Here is a 21,769-nt window from a genome sequence, read left to right on the forward strand (position 1 = left end):
AAAACTGCAATTTAGGGCAGAGATTGAAGCGTCACTAGCAACAATTGAGTTGACGCCAATTTAGCACTATGACGCGATTAAACGATGTACGTTTTTACTAAAAAAACACGCAAAAAAATTACAGCTCGATCAATCGTTGGTAATAATCTTGATACTGTGTAGGCAGTTCTTGTACGCCCGTTGATTGCTGTAGCCACTGTTTTAGCTGATGTATCGTCTCGGCTTGTTCACCGCTGCGTAGCGCTAATCCGAGCTGGAAAAGGTAGTTCTTAGCCGCATGATAACTGGCCGCTTTTTCGTCATATCGTTGCAACTCAGCCTGCTGCCTTAACATGATTAATGCTTTGTGAGCTCGACCTGGTAGCTTTCGTCCATAGAAAAAAAGCACCTCGTTTTTCACGTCTTCTGCCAACCAGATCGGCACATCTCTAAACTGATAAACGTCCGGAATATCATCAAATATCGCCAACGCTTTTCCACTCTCGCCCCCCATTTGATAGAGGTAACTGGAGAATGCACGCCAACCGATTGAGGTGAGTTTGTTTTGCTTAATTATCTCTTCAAATCGAGACCATTGATGATTGCTTGCCGCAAGCAACAACGGGTATTCCAAGGCGAAATGGTTGCGCTTTTCCTCATCGCTCACCTCGCCGATGTAGTCGAGGGAATACTTGAACCGCTGCAGCTCAAACTGCATATATTGATCGACTGAAGTTTCGATGTTCGTTAACTCACGCTGGTACAAATCGAGCAGTATATTTGAGCGCAGTAGGCCACTCTGGCTATATTGTGGATTTTGCACAATTTGCACATCCTCAACTAAGCGCCCGATTTGCTCAGCCTTGCCAATTAGCCCCAGTTCTAAGGCATTCAGAGCCTGTCGATTCACCGCATCATAGAGGTTGGCAGATTGAGTGGAAAACTGAGCCAACAACGTCTCTTGATAGTCTTGAAGCAGTTGTCGATTTTCCGCGTAACTTGTCGCTACCATCATCATACCTGCGGTTTTCGTCATGGTAAGCAATTCGGTTGGCTGACGATCGGTTTGTGAGGTCAATAACTCGGCGACTTGCGAACCAAACTCCCTCACCTGTGAATGGTGCGAACGGGTCATTATGTGCTGCAACTTGGTTAACGTCCCTAGAGAGTACTGGACGTTATTTTGTGCCAAACGCAACACCTCTCGATCCACTGCATCCGGCAGTGGTGTCTGGAGTTGCTCTATCGCAAGATGAGAGAGGATAATATTATGATTAACATAACTGGCGAACAGGCTCATCTGCTCAATCTGCTGGTTAATACTGAGGGTTTGCCAACTGGATGTCTCCAACCAAGAGAGTAGTCGCTGTTGTAACTTGTTATACCGCTCGGTTTGCTGCTCTTTTTGATACGGGCGAATCACACCCAGAGCATAAAACGCTGTGAGCAGCTCTTCATTCTCCAATTGATTGTTGTCTATGCGAGTCAAGTAGTCGTCGAGCTTGTTTTGATCAAACTCGGTGGGCTCGATAAGTTCAGGATTTGCCAGCCACTTTTCTTGATTCGAATAACTGCCACCCAACGCATAGTTGGTTTCGATATAACTCGCCCCCGCCAGGCGAAAACCCCAACCATCTAAAACAATTTTCTCTGAACGGTTAACTGGTTGCGTCACCAATACCGACAACAACTGTTTCGCGAGCTTAATTTGCTGTGTGTCGAATAAGCCTGAAATTAATCCAAGTCCAGTTTGGTATTTAGCTTCAGGCTCTAGTTCAGCCTCACCTTTCAGCCAGTTTTTCGCCGCAAACTGGTAAAGAGAATCAACGCTTTGAGACTGATAGTAATAGCTTAATGAAGGCAAGTTATTGCTGAGGGTTTGCTCCATTTGCGCAATAATCTGCTCACTGGAACGCTGTTTTCTCATTAACTGCGCGTTATGATTCAAAGTCAAACCAACAAAAATCGCCGCACTGGCAACACCAATTGCAACGCTGCCAAATCGCCACGGATGACGACGAAACTGCTTTTGCAAACGGTAAAAAACATCTTGTCGATACACATCCACTGGGTAGTGGTTTAATGCGCGACTTAAGTCGAGGTAAAGTTCAGCGGCAGAGAAATAACGCGCTTGAGGGGTGAGTTCGGTGGCTTTAGTAATAATGGCATTAAACTCTGCACGAGTTTGCTTTTTAAGTACAACACCGGTGAACAACGCTTCTATCAACAGCCCCAAAGAAAAGACATCAGATTGTGAGTAGCTCCAGCGCCCTTTTTTTTGCTCCGGTGAAGACCATTGCTCAGAGTAGCCTTGAATATAAGCCTGCTCACCTGATGAAATCTGCGATTGTTCAATCCGTTTTGCTAACCCTAAGTCAATAACCTTAAGTCGGTTACTCGACGTCACCATAACGTTTTGCGGCTTGAGATCCGCATGAAAAATATGCCGAGAGTGCGCATATTCTAGCGCTTGGCACAACTGATGAAGTATCGCGATACGCTCATTTAGCGTAGGGTTGTGTGCCAGCCACGCCTCAAGTGTCACGCCTTGAATGTACTCCATCACAATGCAGGCGCTGCCTTGAATATTATCAAAGCCATAAACACGGCAAATATTGGGATGATCCAGTTCAATTAAACTTGATGCTTCACGGAAAAAGTACTTTTCTAATCGCTGAGCACTGATCACTTCTTTTCGCAGAACTTTAATTGCCGCTTGGTGCTTGCTGGTTTGGCCTTCAGCGCCATTGACGATTTGCTCGCCTAGATAGATCCGCCCCATTCCCCCCGACTCAGACAATGGGGCAACAATTTCAAACCCCATCGCACAGTAGCCAGTTAAATCACTTTCTTGAGGCACATAACGAACGAAAGAGCGTAAGCCGTCATCATTGAGCTCGGTCACATTGAGTGCCAACATATCCGCCAGATCATTAGCAAGATCGCGATCGAGTTGAGCAATTTGCGCTAAGCGCTCACGTTGATCCGCCGCACTTAATGACAATAACTCGATATACAGCTCTGTTGCGTCCAAACCCTGATTCATAATCCTAACTTAACTTCTTTTGCAGCCATACTTGGGCAAACTTTAAATCATTATCGACGGTACGCTTAGATACCCCCTTCAACTCAGCAATGTCCGTAATGGATGCGGTAGAAAAATGTTTTAGCTCAAACACTTCAAACTGTCGCGGGTATCGGGCGCGCATTTCTTCCAAGGCGATGTAGAGATCGCGATTTAACTCGTGCTGGCTGGTGAACTCAGCGGGAATCGCCTCTTCCAGTTGGTCAAGCAGTTGTTCAGATGAGCTGAGCATCACTAAATTATGGTGCGCTTTACCAAACAATAAATGCCACACAGAAACCCGCACATATTCAAAAAAATCGCGACGACTTTCCATTGGCACTTCATCATGTCGCCAACGGTGAAGCTTGACGATGGATTCATTCGCGAGCTCCGTTACGGAGCTTTCACGCAGCAGGGTGTCTGTTGGGCGCTGAGTTTGCATTAAGTTTGCAATGACCGCTTTAATATCATCATAAACATGATGAAATAGCTCTTGGCTTGCATCTTTGTCTCGGCTTTGCCACCCCATCAACAGCTTTGTAGCGTGCTCGATGTCATATAGTGACACAATATTCTCCAAGGTTTCATACAAAGAAGCTATGCTACTCGACGAGCATAAAAAGCAACAACAGCGATGTTGTGTTTTGTTAACTATTTCCGTAATTAAACCGAACCACAACAGATTGTCAGCTTGCCAATCATTGTTCATGCAATCGAGGGACGTTTTTCTCCTCATTTCGCGCACTTTGTTTCAACTTATCATTGGCGCGAGTATCCCACTCAACTGGTCGTTCACATTGAGGGAAGAGAGATGCAAAAGATAATCATCAGTGCTCTGCTTGCCTGCAGCTTTGGCGCGAGTGCCGATTACAAAAACTTTGCTTGGTCAATCAGTGATAAAGCAGGAAACCGAGTTTATGACACCAGCAATGTCATCAAGGCCGCAATTGAGCAAGACAACTTTATTTCGCTGGCTTATCACTCTCAGTTTGAAAGCGCATCTGCCGATCTCTTTCGGCAAGTAAACACGTTAGGTAAGTTTGAACTGGACGCGTTTGCTTCCCCTAGCCTTATCAAAGGCATTCAACAACTAGTCAATGAGTTTGCTTGTGCAACCTACCGATTTCATGCAGGTGACGGTGAGAGCCGTCGTTGCAATGGGCTTAGTATTGATAACAAAACCAAAGAAGGTAAGCCGTTCCAAGGTGGGCAGTTCGTCGAGAATCGACTTCAAGTGGCGATAAACAGTATTCGCTCCAATATGCCCAATCGCAGCTATGATATCTATCTGCCGAGCACTCAAGAAGTGTCGCTTGATTACACTTGGGGCGCCGTCCATGAACTGGGATCATTTTTTGTTCACCAACGAGACCGCAAAGACACGGTGCTCACTGTGTATATTGAAGGGTATAAACTCGATGCCAATGGAGAAAGGGGCGCGAAAGTTACATCACGCCCTGAAATTATCTTTGTCGTCATTCCGCGAGCATCAAACATCGGTAAGCAGGGCAGCGAAAATGCCGCTGCGTCATTTGCACGAGCGAATGCCGATATTATCGTCCCGCTATATTAGCAACATGCCCTCAACGAAGGAGGGCATCGACACTATTATTTAGGTTGCTTAGCTAGAGCTTGATCAATATCGTCAGCGCTATGACGCTCAGCGACTTGCTCCCACTCTTCTCCCCAACTACGATTCACAATTCGACCACGTTGAACGGCTTGGCGCTCAGAAATATCCTCTGCCCAACGGAGTAGATTCGGATAGCTCGCAACATCCAAAAACTCTGCGGCATCATACAACTTACCAAGCACTAAATTGCCATACCAAGGCCAGATGGCAATATCAGCAATGGAATATTCATCCCCGGCAAAATAACGGTGTTCAGCTAAATGCTGGTCAAGCAAGTCAAGTTGGCGTTTGGTTTCCATCGTAAAACGGTTGATTGGGTATTCAAACTTTTCTGGCGCATAAGCATAGAAATGACCAAAGCCACCACCCAAATATGGGGCACTACCTTGTAGCCAAAATAGCCAGTTCATCGCCACGGTTTTATTGGCTGGGTCTTTGGGTAATAGGTAGCCAAATTTCTCGGCTAGGTAAAGCAGGATATGTCCCGATTCAAATACGTTAACAGGCGGTGATACCGACCGATCAACCAAGGCTGGAATCTTTGAATTTGGGTTAACTTCGACAAACCCCGAGGAAAATTGATCGCCATCGCCAATTCGAATTAAATACGCATCATACTGTGCTTCATTCACACCCAGCGCGAGCAACTCTTCGAGCATAATGGTGACTTTCTGACCATTTGGCGTACCCATCGAGTAAAGCTGCAATGGATGCTGCCCCACTGGGAGTTGCTGCTCATGTCGAGCGCCTGCCGTTGGACGATTGATACTAGCCCAAGTGCCGCCTGTTTCGGTATCCGTAGTCCACACTTTTGGTGGGATATATTCACTTGCCATGACCATTCCTTATCGATTGTGGTTTGTGCCCAAGTCACTTAGTGTCTGTTCATTTTAGTCTTAAACGTTCTACAACATCGACAAGCTCAACTCAAGCGAGGAACTCAATCGCAGCAAACAGCCAACTTGGGTTATCGCGATCAATTATCTGGCGATAACTTGCGCAAATACAACCTTTAATTAACCAATTTGTTATTGTCTTACTTATGCTGGTCACATTTCTCCTTGACCCATCTACTGAGCTAGGGTTTAGTGTGCGGCCCTAAATAGTAAATGTTGAGGAAATCATGTCTCTTGGATTCGATTTTGGCACGGCCAATTGCTGCGTCGCCCACCTTGTTGAAGGCAAAGTGTCCCCTATCCCATTGGTCGATGACAATATCTACCTCCCCTCAACCTTGTGCGCCCCCAATGCTGAGTCTGTCTCGGAGTATTTATTTCGTTGTTTAGATATTACCCCTAGCAATGACACTAACCAAGCCGTGTTGAGACGAGCAATCAAGATCAACCGCGAAGAAGGGCTGGATATCCACGCTGACGACGTAAAATTTGGTCATCAAGCACTCAAGCTTTACCTAGAGGACCCTAAAGACGTTTACTTCGTTAAGTCACCAAAGTCCTTTCTTGGTGCGATGGGACTTAGAGACATGCAACTCTCTTATTTTGAAGATCTTGTTTGCGCAATGATGAGCAACATCAAACGCAGCGCCGAGGCCAATACTAATCAGTCGTTTGAACAAACCGTGATTGGCCGACCAGTGAACTTCTTGGGACGCGGCGGTGAAGCGTCAAATATTCAAGCCGTCGACATCTTAACTCGCGCAGCGAAACGAGCCGGGTTTAAAGATATTGAATTTCAATATGAGCCTGTCGCAGCGGGTTTGGATTTTGAAGCAACACTAACCACTGACCAAAATGTGTTAGTGGTCGATATTGGCGGTGGTACCACCGACTGCTCAATGATCCAAATGGGGCCATCGTGGCAGGGTAAAATGGAACGCAAAGAGTCACTATTGGCGCACACGGGGCAAATGGTGGGCGGTAATGATCTTGATATCTTTATTGCCTTTCGCTGCCTGATGACGGAATTTGGTCTTGGCAGCAAACTGAAGAGTGGATTGGATCTGCCGTTAATTCAATTCTGGAATGCGATTGCAATCAATGATGTACAAGCTCAGCGCGATTTCTATGCCCACGATAACTTGTCGATGTTACGTCAGTTTCACAAAGAAGCACTTGAGCCGCAAAAACTGCAGCGTCTGGTCGCATTACATCAAGAGACTCTTGGGCATAGCGTAATTCATCAGGCGGAGTTGGCTAAAATTGCCATGTCAGAGCAAACCGACTATGTCACCAATATTGATTTGGTCAGTGAAGCCTTTGAAGTTGCGACCGATCGCGCCAGTATCGATGCTGCGATTGAAAACCCAATGAACAAAATTCGTGCACTCGTCCAAGAGGCGGTAACTCAAAGTGGGATTAAGCCCGATGTTATCTATATGACAGGGGGTTCTTCACGCTCAACAGCGCTGACGTCAGCCGTTGCTTCCGTGCTACCTAATACCGAAATTATCAGTGGTAACTATTTTGGTTCTGTTACCGCGGGACTGACCCACTGGGCAAATCTCATCTATCGCTAGAGAGTCAGTTTATCATCGCGAATCACTCATGCGCTTAGTTCAATCCAACGCGATAAGGTTGTGATTGAATTAAGCGATGGGAAGAGTAATTACGCCATTTCTTGTGCAGTTATGCAGGCTTTATAAGTCACACAATTTCGGTTATTACTCTTCGATTCATACAGAGCTTCGTCTGCTGCCTCAGCCAAATAACGGCGAGAAAGATCCCGATTAGGATAGATGGAGCTCACTCCTAAGCTCGCTGTTACGATGGATCTTCCCGATTCATCATTGTGAGGGATTTGCAGTTCAGCGATCACGTTTCTCACTTTTTCCGCAACCAACTCAGCCCCCGACTGTTCGGTATCTGGTAACACAATCGCGAACTCTTCCCCACCTACTCGCGCCACTCTATCGAGTTCTCGTAGTTGCATGGTTTGTAGCGCTTTCGCGACAGTTCTTAAACAATCATCGCCAAGATGGTGACCAAAGGTGTCGTTATAAAGTTTGAAATGGTCAATATCGAGCATGATCAGCGACAATGCCGTTCCAGCACGTGACGCTCGCTCCCACTCTTCAGCAAAGATTTGTTCAAAACGACGACGGTTGTACAAGCCAGTTAAGCTGTCTGTGGTTGAAAGCATCAACAGCTGCTCGTTGGTTTCTTCTAGTTGCTGCTGCAGTTCCTCAAGCTCTGCCAACTTTTGGTCAAACTCAATGGTCTTACGGCGCAAGGCTTCTCGCTGCTCATACAACTCAATAAACACCCTTACTTTGCCTCTAAACACCACAGGTTCAAGCGGCTTGAACATGTAATCGACTGCACCAGACTCATAACCACGAAAAACTTGGGTTTCGTTCTTTGAACGTGCGGTAACGAAAATTATCGGAATAGTTTTGGTTTTCTTATTGCCGCGCAGCAACTCCGCGACCTCATAACCATCCATTCCCGGCATTTGCACATCGAGTAGCACTAAAGCAAATTGATGATCCAGCGTATGTGCTAACGCTTCCTCACCGCAGCTTGCGCGCACAATATCGACATCAAAAGACTCCAATAACACTTCTAGCGCAATCAGGTTTTCAGGACGGTCATCCACGATTAAAACACTCGGACGTTGCGTCATTTTTCACACTCACATAGGCTGTTTAAAAAATCACCCATTTGCTCAATAGGAACAATATGGTCCACCTCCACAGCTTCAATAGCTGCTTGTGGCATAGCTTGCGCTTCAGCACTTTCGATTGACTGAACCACTGCAATGCCTCCTTTTTGTTTGATTCGGGCGAGTCCTTGCGCACCATCCGAGTTTGCCCCAGTCAACACCACCCCGATTAAGTGTTGACCATAATACTGAGCTGCAGTCTCAAACAACACATCGATAGAAGGACGCGAATAGTTCACTGGAGGGTCAATAGACAAGGCAATTGATCCATCAACTTCCACCATCATGTGATAGTTAGGTGGCGCGATATACAACGTGCCACGGCGTATCGGTTCTTTATCCTCCCCTTCCTTAACCGTAAGTTGAGAACGATATTCGAAGTGGGTCGCCAAATAACTTTCTACATTTGGGCTGATATGTTGCACCAACAGGATTGGTAGACAGAAGCTTGATTTTAGCTCCCGCAATACCTTTTCCATTGCCGCTAAACCACCCGCTGATGCACCAATCACAACAGCATGATATTGCTCATTACCACAGTTGATTGCCACACGACCTCCGCTACACATTCAACGCTGAGCGCTTCTTGCGATAAATCTTCTCTCGTTCAGAGACCAACTCAAACTTATCGGCGACATCGGCGAAGCGCAGGCTCTCTTTGGAACCCAAACATAAAAAACCACCTGGGACTAAGCTGTCGTAGAAAAGCTGAAACACCTTGTTTTGCAACTCTCGATTAAAGTAAATCAAAACGTTACGACAGAAGATAACATTCATTTCGCCAAAAACACCGTCTGTGGCTAAGTTGTGCGGCGTAAACAGTACTCGCTCGCGTAAACGGCTCTGCATAATGACGTGGTCATAATCAGCAGTGTAATAGTCAGAGAAAGAGTTAATCCCCCCGGCCGCCTGATAGTTTGTGGTGTACTGACGCACCAGATCCATCGGGTAGATCCCTTTTTGCGCCTTCTCTAAAATGGCTTCATTAAAGTCCGTTGCATACAACTGTGCCCGCGAGGTCATGCCTTCTTCTTCAAGCAAGATCCCCATAGAGTAGACTTCTTGACCAGCAGAACACCCTGCATGCCAAATCTTGACGAATGGATAGGTGTGTAGATGCGGCAAAACGATCTCACGCACTTTCTTATAGAACCAAGGATCACGAAACATCTCAGTAACGTTAATCGAGAGATCCAGCAAAATCTGTTCGAAAAAGCGTGGGTCGTAAATCACCTTATGTTGCATTTGCGAATAGTTCGTCATGCCCTCTAATGCGCGTCGATACTCTAAGCGACGGCGAGTATGCGCCACAGAGTACTCACGAAAATCGTAGCCGTACTTGCGATAAATCGCTTCTAGAAACAGTTGGATTTCCAATTGCTCGTCGTCAATGTCAATCACATCACTCATATCAGTACAACCACACTCTCATCATTGAAATTAGCTTGCTGGTGTCAATTGGCTTAGCCAAGTAATCACTGGCGCCTGCTTCGATGCATTTACTGCGATCTCCTTTCATGGCTTTGGCAGTTAAGGCAATAATTGGCAGTGACGCATGTTTTTTCTGTTGGCGAATAGCCTGCATCGCCTCATAACCATCCATTTTCGGCATCATGATGTCCATCAGCACCAAGTCAATATCTGGGTTGTCTTTCAGTTTATCGAGACTCTCCAATCCATCTCGGGCAATCGTGACATTCATGCCCTTATCTTCTAAGACATTGGATAGCGCGAACACATTGCGCATATCGTCATCAACCAACAAGATGTGCTTGTCTTTAAGCAAGGTTTCTTTGTCATGTACTGCTTTCAGCATGCCACGCTGCTCTGCCGGTAATGCCGATTCTACTCGATGCAGAAACAGGGCTGATTCATCAAGCAACCGCTCTGGCGACTTCACCCCTTTGATGATGATGCTTTCTGCGTACTGGTTAAGCTCTTTTTCTTCCTCACGCGTTAATTCACGACCGGTATAGACAATAATTGGCACTCTCGCTGCGGTTTCACTGCGGCGAATGTTCTCCAGAAGATCAAAGCCCGTCATATCTTCTAGGCCTAAATCTAAAATCATGCAGTCATAGTTATGCAGTTCGAGCTCATCCAACGCGTCTTTGCCCGTTGATACCGCGACAATATGCACATCATCTTCACCAATCAGTTGGCGGATGCTGTCGCGCTGAACTTCATCGTCTTCAACGATAAGCAAGCGTTTGACCGGTTTGGAAATGATGTTTTCAATGCTAGCAAATGCCATATCGAGTTTTTTCATATCCACGGGTTTGGTTAGATAACCAATCGCCCCCATCCGCATCGCATCTAAATTGGCGTCATTGGCCGACATAAAGTGCACTGGAATATGACGCACCGCAGGATTGTCTTTTAGACGTTCCATAACCGTCCAGCCATCAATACCCGGTAGACCAATGTCGAGGATAATCGCACTAGGCTTATAGTACTCAGCAAAGTGGAGACCAATTTCGCCCGTCTCAGCCACGATGCACTTAAACCCGCGTTCACGCCCAAAATCACGCATTACGCCGGCAAACGCGCGATCATCTTCAATGATCAGTAAGGTCTTATCTTCAGCGGCTATCGTTTGACGGTCATCTTCAATAAAGTTCTCGTTCTTGACCGCCATCGGTAATGGTGGCTCGACAGCTTGTGCTTCAAGCTGGTCTTGCTTAACGGCGGACATCCGCTGAGAAGGGAGTGGTGGTACTGCCGATGACTCATCTTGCTGAGGCACAATGTTGATGATCGGTTTCAGCGACACCTCTCCAGTTGCATTCGCGCGCTCCTTACCTGAGTACTCAAGCGGCAAGACAATGGTAAAGGCACTGCCTTTACGCTCTTCACTCTTGAGCAAAATCATACCGCCCAGTAGGTGGGTAAGCTCTTTGGAAATCGAAAGCCCCAAGCCAGTGCCGCCATACTTACGACTGGTGCTACCATCGGCTTGTTGGAATGCTTGGAAAATCGCAAGCTGCTGTTCTTCTTTGATGCCAATACCATCATCTTTAACGCGGAATGCCACCAAAGACTCTCTTGGTCTTTGCATCCGCTCTGCGGTTTCTGGCGAAGGCAGCGCAACGCTTAGTGATACCGACCCTTCGTGAGTAAACTTGAAGGCGTTGGTTAATAAGTTACGTAAGATTTGCTGTAGGCGCTGGGAGTCGGTTTCGATACTTGCCGGCAAGTTGCCCGCGATCGACACCGAGAAATCTAGCCCTTTATCCGCGGCGATATCTTTGTATAGACGATTAATATCTTGCTCAATGGTTGCAAACGGTACGTCTTCGATATGGAGATCAACCTTACCCGCCTCTACTTTGGACAAGTCCAAAATTTCATTAATAAGCGATAGCAAATCAGATCCTGACGAGTTAATCGCTTTGGCTGACTCTATCTGTTTATCGTTGAGGTTGCCGTCTTTATTATTGGCAAACAGTTGCGACAAAATCAGGATACTGTTGAGCGGTGTACGCAACTCGTGCGACATATTGGCAAGAAACTCAGACTTGTACTTACTTGCAATCTCAAGCTCTTTCGCTTTTTCTTCAACGATTTGCTGAGCGCGATTCAACTCGCTGTTTTTCTCTTGCATCTCAAGCTTTTGGTCTTCAAGTGCTTTAGTACGCTCTTCAAGCTCTTCATTGGTGACACGCAACTCTTCTTGCTGAGCTTGCAGTTCAGCTTCGGACTCTTTAAGCACTTTCGTCTGCTCTTCAAGTTCCTCATTAGTGACACGCAACTCCTCTTGTTGAGTTTGCAGCGCACTTTCCGACTCACGCAACGCCGCGGCTTGCTCTTCAAGGTCTTTATTTGCTTGGGTCAGATTTTTTTGATCTTGTTGTGACTGTTCAAGCAACGCACTGATCGTCTCGCGTGCGTTCGCCGCGTCAAAAATCACCGCAGCATTGGTGCAGGCTTCATTCACGTAGCGTTTTTGCAGTTTGCTAAACGGGGTTAAAGAACCAAGCAGCACGACACCGATGAGATGAGAATCTGTCACCAATGGAATCGACATAAAGTTCGCTGGCGTTACTTCACCTGCACCATAGTTTAACGTTGGCGCGTCATGGGTGATGTCACTATAAGCGATAACCTCTTGCTCAACGGCCGCTTGGCCGACCATGCCCTCGCCTAACTCGACCAGATTGAAATTACCGCTGCGGTCACTAAAAGCGTAACTTGAGGTTAAAGCGAGAGTTTTGCTCTCTTGATCATACAAGTACAAAGCGCCCAACTCGGCACTCATATGCTTAGTGAAAAAGGTAACGAAACGCTTAGCAAGCTCAGCCAAGGTGAGATCACCACGCAACTGGTCATCTAAGCTCTCCTTGCCGACTTTGAGCCAATCAAGATCGCGTAACTGAACCGCCATATCATTCAAAGCGCCAGAGAGTTGACCCAACTCATCGTTGCGTTCCAGTTTTAATGTCGAGTTGAGCTTGCCAGAAGCGATATCATTGGCAAACGCCATGCCTTGCTCCAAAGGATCGGTGACCGATTTAGCAAACTTAACTGCAACCAGACCCACCACGGCAATCAGTACTAATGCCGCCACCACTAAGCTGATATAGAGAAAATAAACAGGCTGAGTCACCTCGTATTGATCAATCTTGGAGATCATGTACCAGTTGTGACCTGGAACAGGGATCTTACTGTAAGCAATCAAGACGTTTTTTCCTGCGCTATCGAAATAAACGTCATGCCCGCCTTTGTCTCCTGCTGCTTTCGCATCTCCCCAATATGGCGGCTCTGTGGGGAGACGATAACCAACGACATACTGACCATTACCCATGGTAGTCACGTCACTGCGCAATTCAAACTGCCCCGTTAGTCGATTGCTGCCAATCAAATAAGACTCACCAGTTTTGCCTAGCCCAACCCGAGAGTCCAAAATATGGTTGATCAGTTCTGGTAAGATTTTTACTGCCACAATTGCATGCATTTGGTTTTGCTGATCAAACATTGGAGCAGCAAGATAGGAGACTTGCTTTTGCTCATGTTCGCTAAAACTAAAATCCGAAAACGCGGGCTTGCCAGTCCGCTCAACTTCCGACCAAACTCGGCTCAATGCCAAGTCAAGACTATTGTTGGAAGCCAGTCGCGTACCGAGACGTTGCTTGTCTTGATAGGAATAGAGAATTTCGCCGCGGTCTGGGCTGAGGATCAATAAGTCGCTGTAACGATAGCTTTGAACAAACTTGCCCACCAGTTGGTTGTACTCTTCATCGACCATTAGTGATTGCTTGTTTGACAAAATCTGAGAAAGATTTTTCACTTGCTCACTTTGGGCAAAAACTTCAACATCAAGAGTACGATCAAGAAAAAACTCTTCGATTTCATTGCTACGCAGCAATTGAATCGCGAGCAATTCTTCAAAGGATTTTTCAATCAAAGCATCTGAAGCGATTTTTCCGTTGAACATCGTCGCAGCTAATAGTGGTATTACGCCAAAAAACACCAATATCGCGACAAGTTTGGTTCGGATTTTTATGTCTGAGAACTTGGGCATAGTCAAATAAGTTGGTTTTATTAACAATAATCTCAAATTCTTGCAAAGCAAAACTGCAATCTCAATTACGAAACACACTCATTTTGATGTACGTCATACGAGTCACGATTAAATTGCGGCGCCAAACAAGATTTAAGGTTTGAAACGCGATAGTGACCACATTCCAACACACTGCAACTGCGAATTAAGCAAAGTAATATTTCACCAGAGAGAGTGTGCCCTCGATTTTCCACACCAAACCGCTATTTCTCCTATTGAAGCCCCTCGTTTAAACCATTGTGCGACGTGGGTTTGCGCCAATCTATTATTAAGTCGCACAGCTCTCATCTTTGCCGCTGCCATATTGATAGAATTGAATAAATTTTAAAGATTTATCCTCACATGAGCTTAAATAAACAGCACTTTGATATTGTGACAGCACTGACCATGCAAGGGACCAGTATCAATGCCCTTGCCTCTGTTTTTAATATGACCTCGCGTAACCTTCGCTACGCGATAGAGAACATTAATTTCTATCTCGAAAAACTGGCGATGACACCGATAGAACTGACTAACGGTGAACTGCATTATCCCTATGATGCCAGCCAGTTTTTTAGTGATGTCGTTGCCAACAATTTTATCTATTCAAAACATGAACGTGAGGAATACATTGCTGTCATTGCGTTATTTTCTCCGCAAACCCTACTTAGCGATATACAACAATATTTACGTGTCAGCCGCCCAACGCTGAATAAGGATTTACGTAACATCAATGAGATGTTCAATAACTTGGCGATTAAGCTGGAAGTTATCGAACAACAACTGCACGTCTCAGGCAAAGAGAAGCAAATCCGCTATCTACAGATGTGTTATGCCTCCAAGTACCTATTTTGCAAAAATGAGCAGGTTCACTATCTTCAGAAACGCTATTTCTACGAGCGAGATGTTGTGGCGATCGTGCAGGGATATTTGGAGAAATATCGGCCATATTCAGCATTTTCGGCGGTGAGTCGAATTGAGCAGAATGCGAACTGCGTTCTTAGTGACGAGTTTAGAAATCTATTTACCATCTACCTGATGGTCACATTGAGTCGCATTGAACAGGGCGTGTTAATTAACCGCAAAAATAACGGTATGTTTTTGCAGTCAACGAAAGCGTTTGGATACATTAAGCAGGCGCTTGGTTGGCAACAAGAGAGCCATCACTATGAAGCCTTGCATCTTGCGGAATACTTCCTCGGCGGTATCAATACCGATGGTTTTTACGAAAAGCGTTTTCAAGCTGAAAGTTTTATTTTCCAGCTACTCAGTGAAGTTAGCCATGACTGCGGTAAAGACTTGCTGTGTGATACAACATTACTCAACGATATCGTCAACTATCTCACCACCGCGGTCTATCGGGCGAAGAACAATCTCAACACTCAAATTGGCGCACAAAGTGCCTACTCAAAAGCCTTATTTGAACAGATAAAAGCGGTCGCTGAGCAGTATCGTCATCATTTAGTTGAACCGCTACGCAATGAAGAAATTGGCTACATTACACGGTTAGTAAATCGAACTATCGAGGTACGTAATCAGCAGTCTGTATCACTCAAACAGTTGTTAGCCATTGCGAAGAATCATTGTCGCGAACTCAACAGTGAAGGCTTTGTCAGCCAGTTAGTGGAGCAATTGGGCGATCAAGTGATTGATGACCGAACCTTACCCGGCCTCGACGACCTACTTATTACACTTAAAGATACTTCTCAGCTAATAACCGAGACCGACTTAGTGGCCGTTTTATCTTGGCTCAGCGGTGAAATGGAGAGGTTGGGACTGGTCAATCATGAGTATAGCGGTGGAATCGTTAGCCTTTACTATGCTCGAAATCACGCTTATTTTGCTCAACATGGCTTATTGGTTTGTCACGGAAAAAGTGCCAGTCACTGCCAAGGGATTGCGATTGTGCATCTACCGTTACCAAAACCAATTACCGATATATTCCAGCGTAATATTCGTCAAGTGATGCTGATCAGCCATATGGATAATGTCCAACATGTTCGAGCTGTGCACCAACTTCATCAAAAGCTCACCGAGCAAGGGCCATTCGCCCTAGCTACGGATAGAGAAATGCCACTTAGCAATAGGAGTACAAGTGCGCTGTCTGCCTTTCATCCAGTTGAGTAACAACGTGACTTAGCAACTTAACGCAACTGATCGCATCATTGGGATTAACTTGGGTGTAAGCTGAGTGACAGTTGCGGACAGGCAGAATAATGGCAAGCCCCGCGATACCGCTACCCACCAAGGTGGCTGGCCCATTGTCTGTACCGCCCCCAGCAAGAAAATCTCGTTGTACGCCGATACCAAATTCATTGGCGACATCACTGACATAATTCAATAGCGAATAATGACCTAACGCCATCTTATCCGCGACAACCAAGCAAGGCCCTTGACCAAATAACCGCTGCGCTCCCGATTTTACTTCAAGGTGCTTTGCGGTCGCGACATCAAGCACAATGACAATATCCGGATTGAGTTGTTCGATGGCGGTTTTACCGCCTTTGGTGCCTACTTCTTCTTGCACGGTCGCCACAAAATAGAGATCACAAGCGAGTGACTGTTTATCGAGTGAACGTAGTAGTTCAACCCCTACCCAACACCCAATGCGATCATCCATCGCTTTACCGATCATCACACCACTGTTATTTAATTCAAAATGGCGAGTCGCAAACACGGCACTGTCGCCAATTTGAATCCCCATAGTGATGACTTCTTCGCGACTACACGCACCAACATCAAGCCATAAATCATCAATGCTCAACTCAGCCAATGGTTTATCTGTCCAAATCAGACCAGTAAACTTATTGCCACAACGCGTTTTAACTTCAATCTCACTATTTACTGCCACTTTAGGGTCAATTCCCCCCAACTTGAACAGTTTAAGCAGACCATCATTACGAATTTCTCTGATCAGGAAGCCAACTTCATCCATATGTGCAACCACTGCAACTTTGGGACCAGTGGCATGACGATTAAAGCGTGCAATCAAGCTACCGAGCCCATCAAAGCTAATGTCATCAACAATGGGGTTAAGCACTCCACTTAATATTTGGCGAACCTCATCTTCGCGACCTGATGGGCCATGGGCATTGTTCAACTCGACCAACAAACTAAAGTCTTTCATTATTGTTACTCCTGACGGTTCTTGACCATATCTGCTACTTCAAAAATATTGCGTAGCTGTCTCGGTAATTTGGTGAGGCTCTCACAGCCACTTGGCGTAATGACTAAGGTATCCTCCACTCGCGCCCCGCCTAATCCACTTAGGTAAACGCCAGGTTCAACCGTCACCACCATACCCACTTCCAACGTCGCCAAACTGTCGGGGGTCAGCAGTGGATACTCATGCCCTTGCAACCCAACACCATGCCCCAAGCCATGGCAAAATGCTTCGCCATAGCCCAATGAGCCGAGATACTCTCTCACAGTGTGATCCACGCGATTTGCCGCAATACCTGGCGCAAGCATCTCAACACCCAGTTTTTGTGCGCAGTAAACGGCGTCAAACAGCTGTTGCAACTGCGGTGCGACTTCACCGGTACAGAACGTTCTGGTGACATCCGAATGATAGCCTTGGTACACCACACCAAAATCTATGGTAACCAGTTCATTACGCCCAATAATTCGCTCAGAGGGTCGTCCGTGAGGCAATGCACCTCGCTCCCCCGAGACCACAATTAAAAAATCGATACTTTCTGCACCAAGCATACGAGCGTAGAACTCAAGGTGCGCAGCTAGCTCACGCTCACTCATCCCAAACCGGAAATGAGCGAGCCCTTGCTCAATAGCCGCTTCAGTGATTTCACAGGCCTTGCGAATCAAGGCGATTTCCGGTGCTGATTTCCAGCGTCGTGATGGGGTGACAACATGGTCTGTTGCCACCAATTGTTGTGATAATGCCTGCGTAAGCTGCATTACTTGCTGATAACTTAGCGCATGAGCTTCGAAACCGAGTCGCTCAATCGAATGGACATCCAAACGTTGTTGCAGAACATTCAACCAGCCATCTTGATCAGTACAGAATCTCTGGCATTGGGGACTTTGCTCGGCAACTTGCTGCCAATATTTTCCCGCCACCAGCAACTCACTGCCCGAGGGCGTCAGCAATAGATACCCTCCACTGCCCGTGAAGCCACTTAAATAGCGCTTGTGGTGCGTATCACTAACCAGTAAAGCATCAAACTCTTGCTGATAAGGCGCTAGGCTAAATGTCTGCATATTGATTTCCACTCAATTGATACTCTTCGTTACTCTGCGCTTGGCGTTAGAAGTCCAGCCCGAGCTCATCCAGCAGCTCATCATCTTTCTTACTGAACACCGATTTCTTCTCTTGCTCAGCTTTTAGCGCGGCCTCTCTTGCCATCTCTTGTCTATCCATAATTCTGAAGAATGGGTAGTAGACGAAGAATGAAGCGACAATTTGCAGTGCTTGAACGAATGGTGTTTTCCAGTCAAAGCTTGTTAAGTAACCTTCAAAGAACAAAGGCAGATACGGGGGATCAAAGAACGGTTTGGCTAAGAAACCATATTTCATCAGTACCAGTGGGAATATACCGATTAGCGAGCCACCCAATACAAACGGAATAAACAGAATCGGGTTTAAGATAATAGGCGCACCAAACAATACTGGCTCATTAATGCCAAACAAACTTGGCACTAGAGATACTTGACCAACTTTACGATAACGTTGAGTTTTGGCAATCATCATCGCAATAACTAAGCCTAAGGTAACCCCTGACCCAGTGAAGTTAACAAATGCTGAGAATGTACCGCCAGTAACGAAGTGAGCAAGCTCTACCCCAGCCGTTTTCGCAGCGATGTTCTCCGATAGATATTGGACAAAAATCGGCGATAGAATTGGGCTAAGCACGGCCGAGTGGATACCAAAGAACCAGAACAACAGACGCAACATAATGACAAACCAGACCACCCACAGATTGTCTAAGCTGCCAACCACAGGCGCCAGTACCTGCATTAAGATCTCTGGTAGCAGCAAGCCACCGGTCCATTGAGCAATAAAGTAACGGGCAGAAACAAACAGAACGGCGATAAAAGCAGTCGGAGTGATTAATTCGAATGAGCTTGAAACGAAATCAGGCACACCTTCTGGCATTCTGATCACCAGCCTCTTTTCGGTAAAGAATCGATAGATCTCAACACTGGCAATCGCGACAAATATGGCGGTAAATAAGCCTTTTGAATCAAAGAAGCGAATATCAAGTGAGCCATCAGGATTCACTGAGGTGGTCATGATCAAATAAGCAAAAAGGGATAGGGCCACCGCACCAACTGTGTATATTTTGTAGCCTTCACTTAGAAAATAAGCGATTGCTATCACAGTGTAAATGGCGATAAAACCGAGTGAAAATTTAATTAAAAGATCGATAAGATAAGTGTTATTAATAAACCACTCTTGCACCGCAGCCGAATCAGAAAATACGTTTTTAAGTGCTTTTAATGGATAAGCCATCGAGCCGAGCAATAGGATTGGCGTTAATACAACCATGCCTTTTTTCACAGCACTAAGATGGACTTGCTTATCTATTTTTTCTGCTATTGGCAGTAATATACTGCTGAGCAGCTTTTCAAAAGATGCGAATAGGCTCATATACGTAACCTTCATTCATTATTATAGGTAACACCTGCGTGTTTTCGCAGGTGGTAGGGAGTGAGGTATCTCTTAGTCAGTAAGACTCATCTGGTGCTTTTTGTGTGCTAACAACGCTTGTTTTAGCACTGTTGCTCCATCCATCGCGCCGTAAATCTCTGCTGAAAGCAGCACAGATGGTTTATTATTTTCTAGTGCTGATGCTTCGATGTTTTTGTATTTATGACTAAGTTGAGGCCCTACCAAAATAACATCAAAGCTATTAATTTTTTCTGATAGACGGTCAACAGAAATAGCTTCAAGAGTAAAGTCTTCAATATTTAGCTTTTGGCTACCATTGATGGTTTTCTTCATCTCTTCCATCATCATCGTGGTTGAAAAACCACCCGCACACACCAATAAAATATTCATCATACAACCCTTTGTGGTTTACATTTGAGTACAGGTTAATTAATAAATATTTGCTTACATTCGTCAACGAAACTTGATTTCACTAATATTGTGAAATCAAGTTTCGTCGCTTTTTATAACGCTTTTGTTAATGTGAAAGCGTCCAATGAACACCAAGGAATATCCCGTGAGCAATTCCCAAGAAATGAATGAAGATTTTGAGAAAGTCATAATATCGATTGTCAGTTATTCTGGCGAAGCTAAGGGCTACGCTTATGAGGCTTTAACACTCTCTGAAGAGGGTAAGTTTGATGAAGCTGAAGATATGATGGAGCAATGTAACGTTAGTGTTCGTAAAGCACATGCTGTGCAAACTGAATTGATTCGCCAAGAGATCAGTGGTGAAAAAATCGTGGTAAGTATGATTATGGTGCACGCTCAAGACCATCTTATGACGACCCTATCTGAGCGCGAACTGATCCGTAAAATGATCGAGCAAAACCGCCGCCTCTACAAATTAGAACAAGCATTGCTGAACAAATAATCTCTCCCCCCGAGACTTATTGCTCCTGCAGTGATGCTGACGCGATGGCTCCGTCATCGCGTCTTTCTCTTTGATCTTGTTCAGGTATCCATGCCATGCAATTTGACTTTTCCACACCGACCCAACGATTAAATAGCTACTCAACTCAATGGGATTATGTTGGCGATCGTTTTGGCTGTTCTGACCTACTGCCTTTTACCATCTCTGACATGGATTTTGCTGCTGCGCCTTGTATCATCAAAGCCCTTCAACATCGCCTAGATCATGGCATCTTTGGCTATAGTCGCTGGAATCACTCTGATTTTAAACAAGCTATCTGTCACTGGTTCGAAAGCCAGTACCAAGCTCAAATTGATCAAGACAGCTTGGTCTATGGTCCTTCTGTCATCTACATCATCGCAAAATTGATCCAATTATGGTCAAAACCAAATGACAGTGTGCTGTTTTTTGACCCAGCATATGACGCTTTCAGACCTTTGATAGAAACCAGTCAGCGCAGAGCCGTCCCTTGCCCATTAACATGTCAAAGGGACGAGCAATCATCGAGCTATCAGGTTGATTGGCATAAATTGGATCAGCAAGCTTCTGATCCTCGTTGTACCATTTTGCTGCTCTGCAACCCACACAACCCCACAGGTAAAGTCTGGAACCATCAAGAACTCAGCAAAATTGCCCACATTGCGCAGCGCCACAACCTTAAAGTCATTAGCGACGATATCCATATGGATATCTGTTTCGCCCCCTATACTCCGTGGAGTAAGGTGGCTCAAAACGATCAATGGGCGCTGGTCAGTTCAGCATCAAAGTCATTTAATATCCCTGCCCTAACTGGTGCGTACGCTGCTATCGCTTGTGAAGAAACCAAGCAAGCGTATCTAAATGTTGTTAAACAAACGGAGGGTTTATCTTCGCCAGCCATTCTCGGTGTGATTGCCACAATGGCGGCTTATCGCGAAGGAGCTACATGGTTACATGCCCTCAAAGAGTATCTGCATGGCAACTTACTTTGGGTAACAGAGCGACTCAATCAGGAGTTTCCACAACTTAATTTGCATCCACCACAAGGGACTTACCTAGCGTGGCTTGACCTCTCTGCGCTCAATATTGATATGGATAAACTGCAACACGCCCTCATCCATGAGCAAAAAATCGCGATTATGCGGGGAGATGCTTACGGCCCTTTGGGTGAAAATCATCTACGTTTTAATGTCGGATGCCAAAGAGATAAGGTAGAGAAAGGAATTGAAGGCTTGATTAACGCGATTCACTCATTGCGTTAGACTTCTACAGAGCCAAAGCAACGCGAGTTGACAGATAGTCCGTTGCTTATCGGCTGATTTATCCAAAGAATAATTGCAGACATAAAAAGGGCTTGTTGAATACAA

General features: G+C 45.6%; 16 protein-coding genes. 5 read left to right on the top strand and 11 right to left on the bottom strand.

The window, feature by feature from the left end; translation table 11 throughout:
* Positions 1-118 precede the first annotated feature (118 nt).
* Both GZK95_RS10115 and GZK95_RS10120 read right to left on the bottom strand, forming a co-directional pair.
* The gene (locus GZK95_RS10115) at positions 119-3,025 is read right to left on the bottom strand and encodes a serine/threonine protein kinase (protein WP_075715712.1); all 2,907 of its coding nucleotides are present in this window, start codon (positions 3,023-3,025) and stop codon (positions 119-121) included.
* Between the two features lie 4 nt (positions 3,026-3,029).
* Positions 3,030-3,614, bottom strand: a complete 585-nt coding sequence (locus GZK95_RS10120; RefSeq protein WP_161987209.1) for an ECF-type sigma factor — start codon at positions 3,612-3,614, stop codon at positions 3,030-3,032.
* A 243-nt stretch (positions 3,615-3,857) separates the two neighbouring features.
* Here GZK95_RS10120 and GZK95_RS10125 point away from each other — a divergent pair, with 243 nt between their 5' ends.
* Complete coding sequence (locus tag GZK95_RS10125) at positions 3,858-4,619, top strand: hypothetical protein (RefSeq protein WP_075715714.1); 762 nt, start codon at positions 3,858-3,860, stop codon at positions 4,617-4,619.
* A 35-nt stretch (positions 4,620-4,654) separates the two neighbouring features.
* On the opposite strand, the gene yghU is transcribed toward GZK95_RS10125, so the two are convergent.
* Positions 4,655-5,515 (bottom strand): glutathione-dependent disulfide-bond oxidoreductase, encoded by an 861-nt coding sequence (gene yghU, locus GZK95_RS10130; RefSeq protein WP_075708306.1) that lies wholly within the window; start codon positions 5,513-5,515, stop codon positions 4,655-4,657.
* A gap of 287 nt (positions 5,516-5,802) precedes the next feature.
* Here yghU and yegD point away from each other — a divergent pair, with 287 nt between their 5' ends.
* Positions 5,803-7,155 carry a molecular chaperone gene (gene yegD, locus GZK95_RS10135; protein ID WP_075715715.1) on the top strand — a complete coding sequence of 451 codons (1,353 nt, stop codon included), beginning with the start codon at positions 5,803-5,805 and terminating at the stop codon, positions 7,153-7,155.
* Between the two features lie 89 nt (positions 7,156-7,244).
* Here the strand turns inward: yegD and GZK95_RS10140 are convergent, their stop codons facing one another.
* The 4 genes from GZK95_RS10140 to GZK95_RS10155 are packed head-to-tail and all read right to left on the bottom strand — an operon-like array spanning position 7,245 to position 13,734.
* The gene (locus tag GZK95_RS10140) at positions 7,245-8,261 is read right to left on the bottom strand and encodes a GGDEF domain-containing response regulator (protein ID WP_075715716.1); all 1,017 of its coding nucleotides are present in this window, start codon (positions 8,259-8,261) and stop codon (positions 7,245-7,247) included.
* Complete coding sequence (locus tag GZK95_RS10145; RefSeq protein ID WP_225623982.1) at positions 8,258-8,851, bottom strand: chemotaxis protein CheB; 594 nt, start codon at positions 8,849-8,851, stop codon at positions 8,258-8,260. Before GZK95_RS10145 ends, GZK95_RS10140 begins: the two co-directional genes overlap by 4 nt.
* Positions 8,852-8,861: 10 nt before the next feature.
* Complete coding sequence (locus GZK95_RS10150; RefSeq protein ID WP_075708312.1) at positions 8,862-9,710, bottom strand: CheR family methyltransferase; 849 nt, start codon at positions 9,708-9,710, stop codon at positions 8,862-8,864.
* Between the two features lies 1 nt (position 9,711).
* Positions 9,712-13,734: a response regulator gene (locus tag GZK95_RS10155; protein WP_225623981.1), complete on the bottom strand. Its 4,023-nt coding sequence runs from the start codon at positions 13,732-13,734 to the stop codon at positions 9,712-9,714.
* A gap of 468 nt (positions 13,735-14,202) precedes the next feature.
* Between GZK95_RS10155 and GZK95_RS10160 the strand changes: the two genes are divergently transcribed.
* Positions 14,203-15,966, top strand: a complete 1,764-nt coding sequence (locus tag GZK95_RS10160) for a BglG family transcription antiterminator (RefSeq protein ID WP_075715718.1) — start codon at positions 14,203-14,205, stop codon at positions 15,964-15,966.
* Here GZK95_RS10160 and GZK95_RS10165 read toward each other — a convergent pair.
* The 4 genes from GZK95_RS10165 to GZK95_RS10180 all read right to left on the bottom strand — a co-directional run bounded on the left by GZK95_RS10165 (position 15,917) and on the right by GZK95_RS10180 (position 19,864).
* Positions 15,917-16,966 (bottom strand): M42 family metallopeptidase, encoded by a 1,050-nt coding sequence (locus GZK95_RS10165; RefSeq protein ID WP_075715719.1) that lies wholly within the window; start codon positions 16,964-16,966, stop codon positions 15,917-15,919. The two genes, GZK95_RS10160 and GZK95_RS10165, sit on opposite strands and share 50 nt — an antisense overlap.
* 5 nt (positions 16,967-16,971) lie before the next feature.
* Positions 16,972-18,060, bottom strand: coding sequence for a M24 family metallopeptidase (locus GZK95_RS10170; RefSeq protein WP_075715720.1), 1,089 nt, complete (start codon positions 18,058-18,060; stop codon positions 16,972-16,974).
* 46 nt (positions 18,061-18,106) lie between these two features.
* Complete coding sequence (locus GZK95_RS10175; protein WP_075708322.1) at positions 18,107-19,450, bottom strand: PTS sugar transporter subunit IIC; 1,344 nt, start codon at positions 19,448-19,450, stop codon at positions 18,107-18,109.
* A gap of 72 nt (positions 19,451-19,522) precedes the next feature.
* Positions 19,523-19,864, bottom strand: coding sequence for a PTS sugar transporter subunit IIB (locus GZK95_RS10180; protein ID WP_225623980.1), 342 nt, complete (start codon positions 19,862-19,864; stop codon positions 19,523-19,525).
* Positions 19,865-20,027: 163 nt separating this feature from the next.
* On the opposite strand from GZK95_RS10180, the gene GZK95_RS10185 reads away from it, so the two are divergent.
* On the top strand, positions 20,028-20,384 hold the full coding sequence (locus GZK95_RS10185) for a PTS lactose/cellobiose transporter subunit IIA (protein ID WP_083626296.1): 357 nt from the start codon (positions 20,028-20,030) through the stop codon (positions 20,382-20,384).
* A gap of 95 nt (positions 20,385-20,479) precedes the next feature.
* Positions 20,480-21,664, top strand: a complete 1,185-nt coding sequence (locus GZK95_RS10190; protein WP_075715721.1) for a MalY/PatB family protein — start codon at positions 20,480-20,482, stop codon at positions 21,662-21,664.
* The last annotated feature ends 105 nt before the right edge of the window (positions 21,665-21,769 follow it).

Origin of the sequence: Vibrio panuliri (assembly GCF_009938205.1) — a bacterium.
Taxonomy (GTDB): Bacteria; Pseudomonadota; Gammaproteobacteria; order Enterobacterales; family Vibrionaceae; genus Vibrio; species Vibrio panuliri.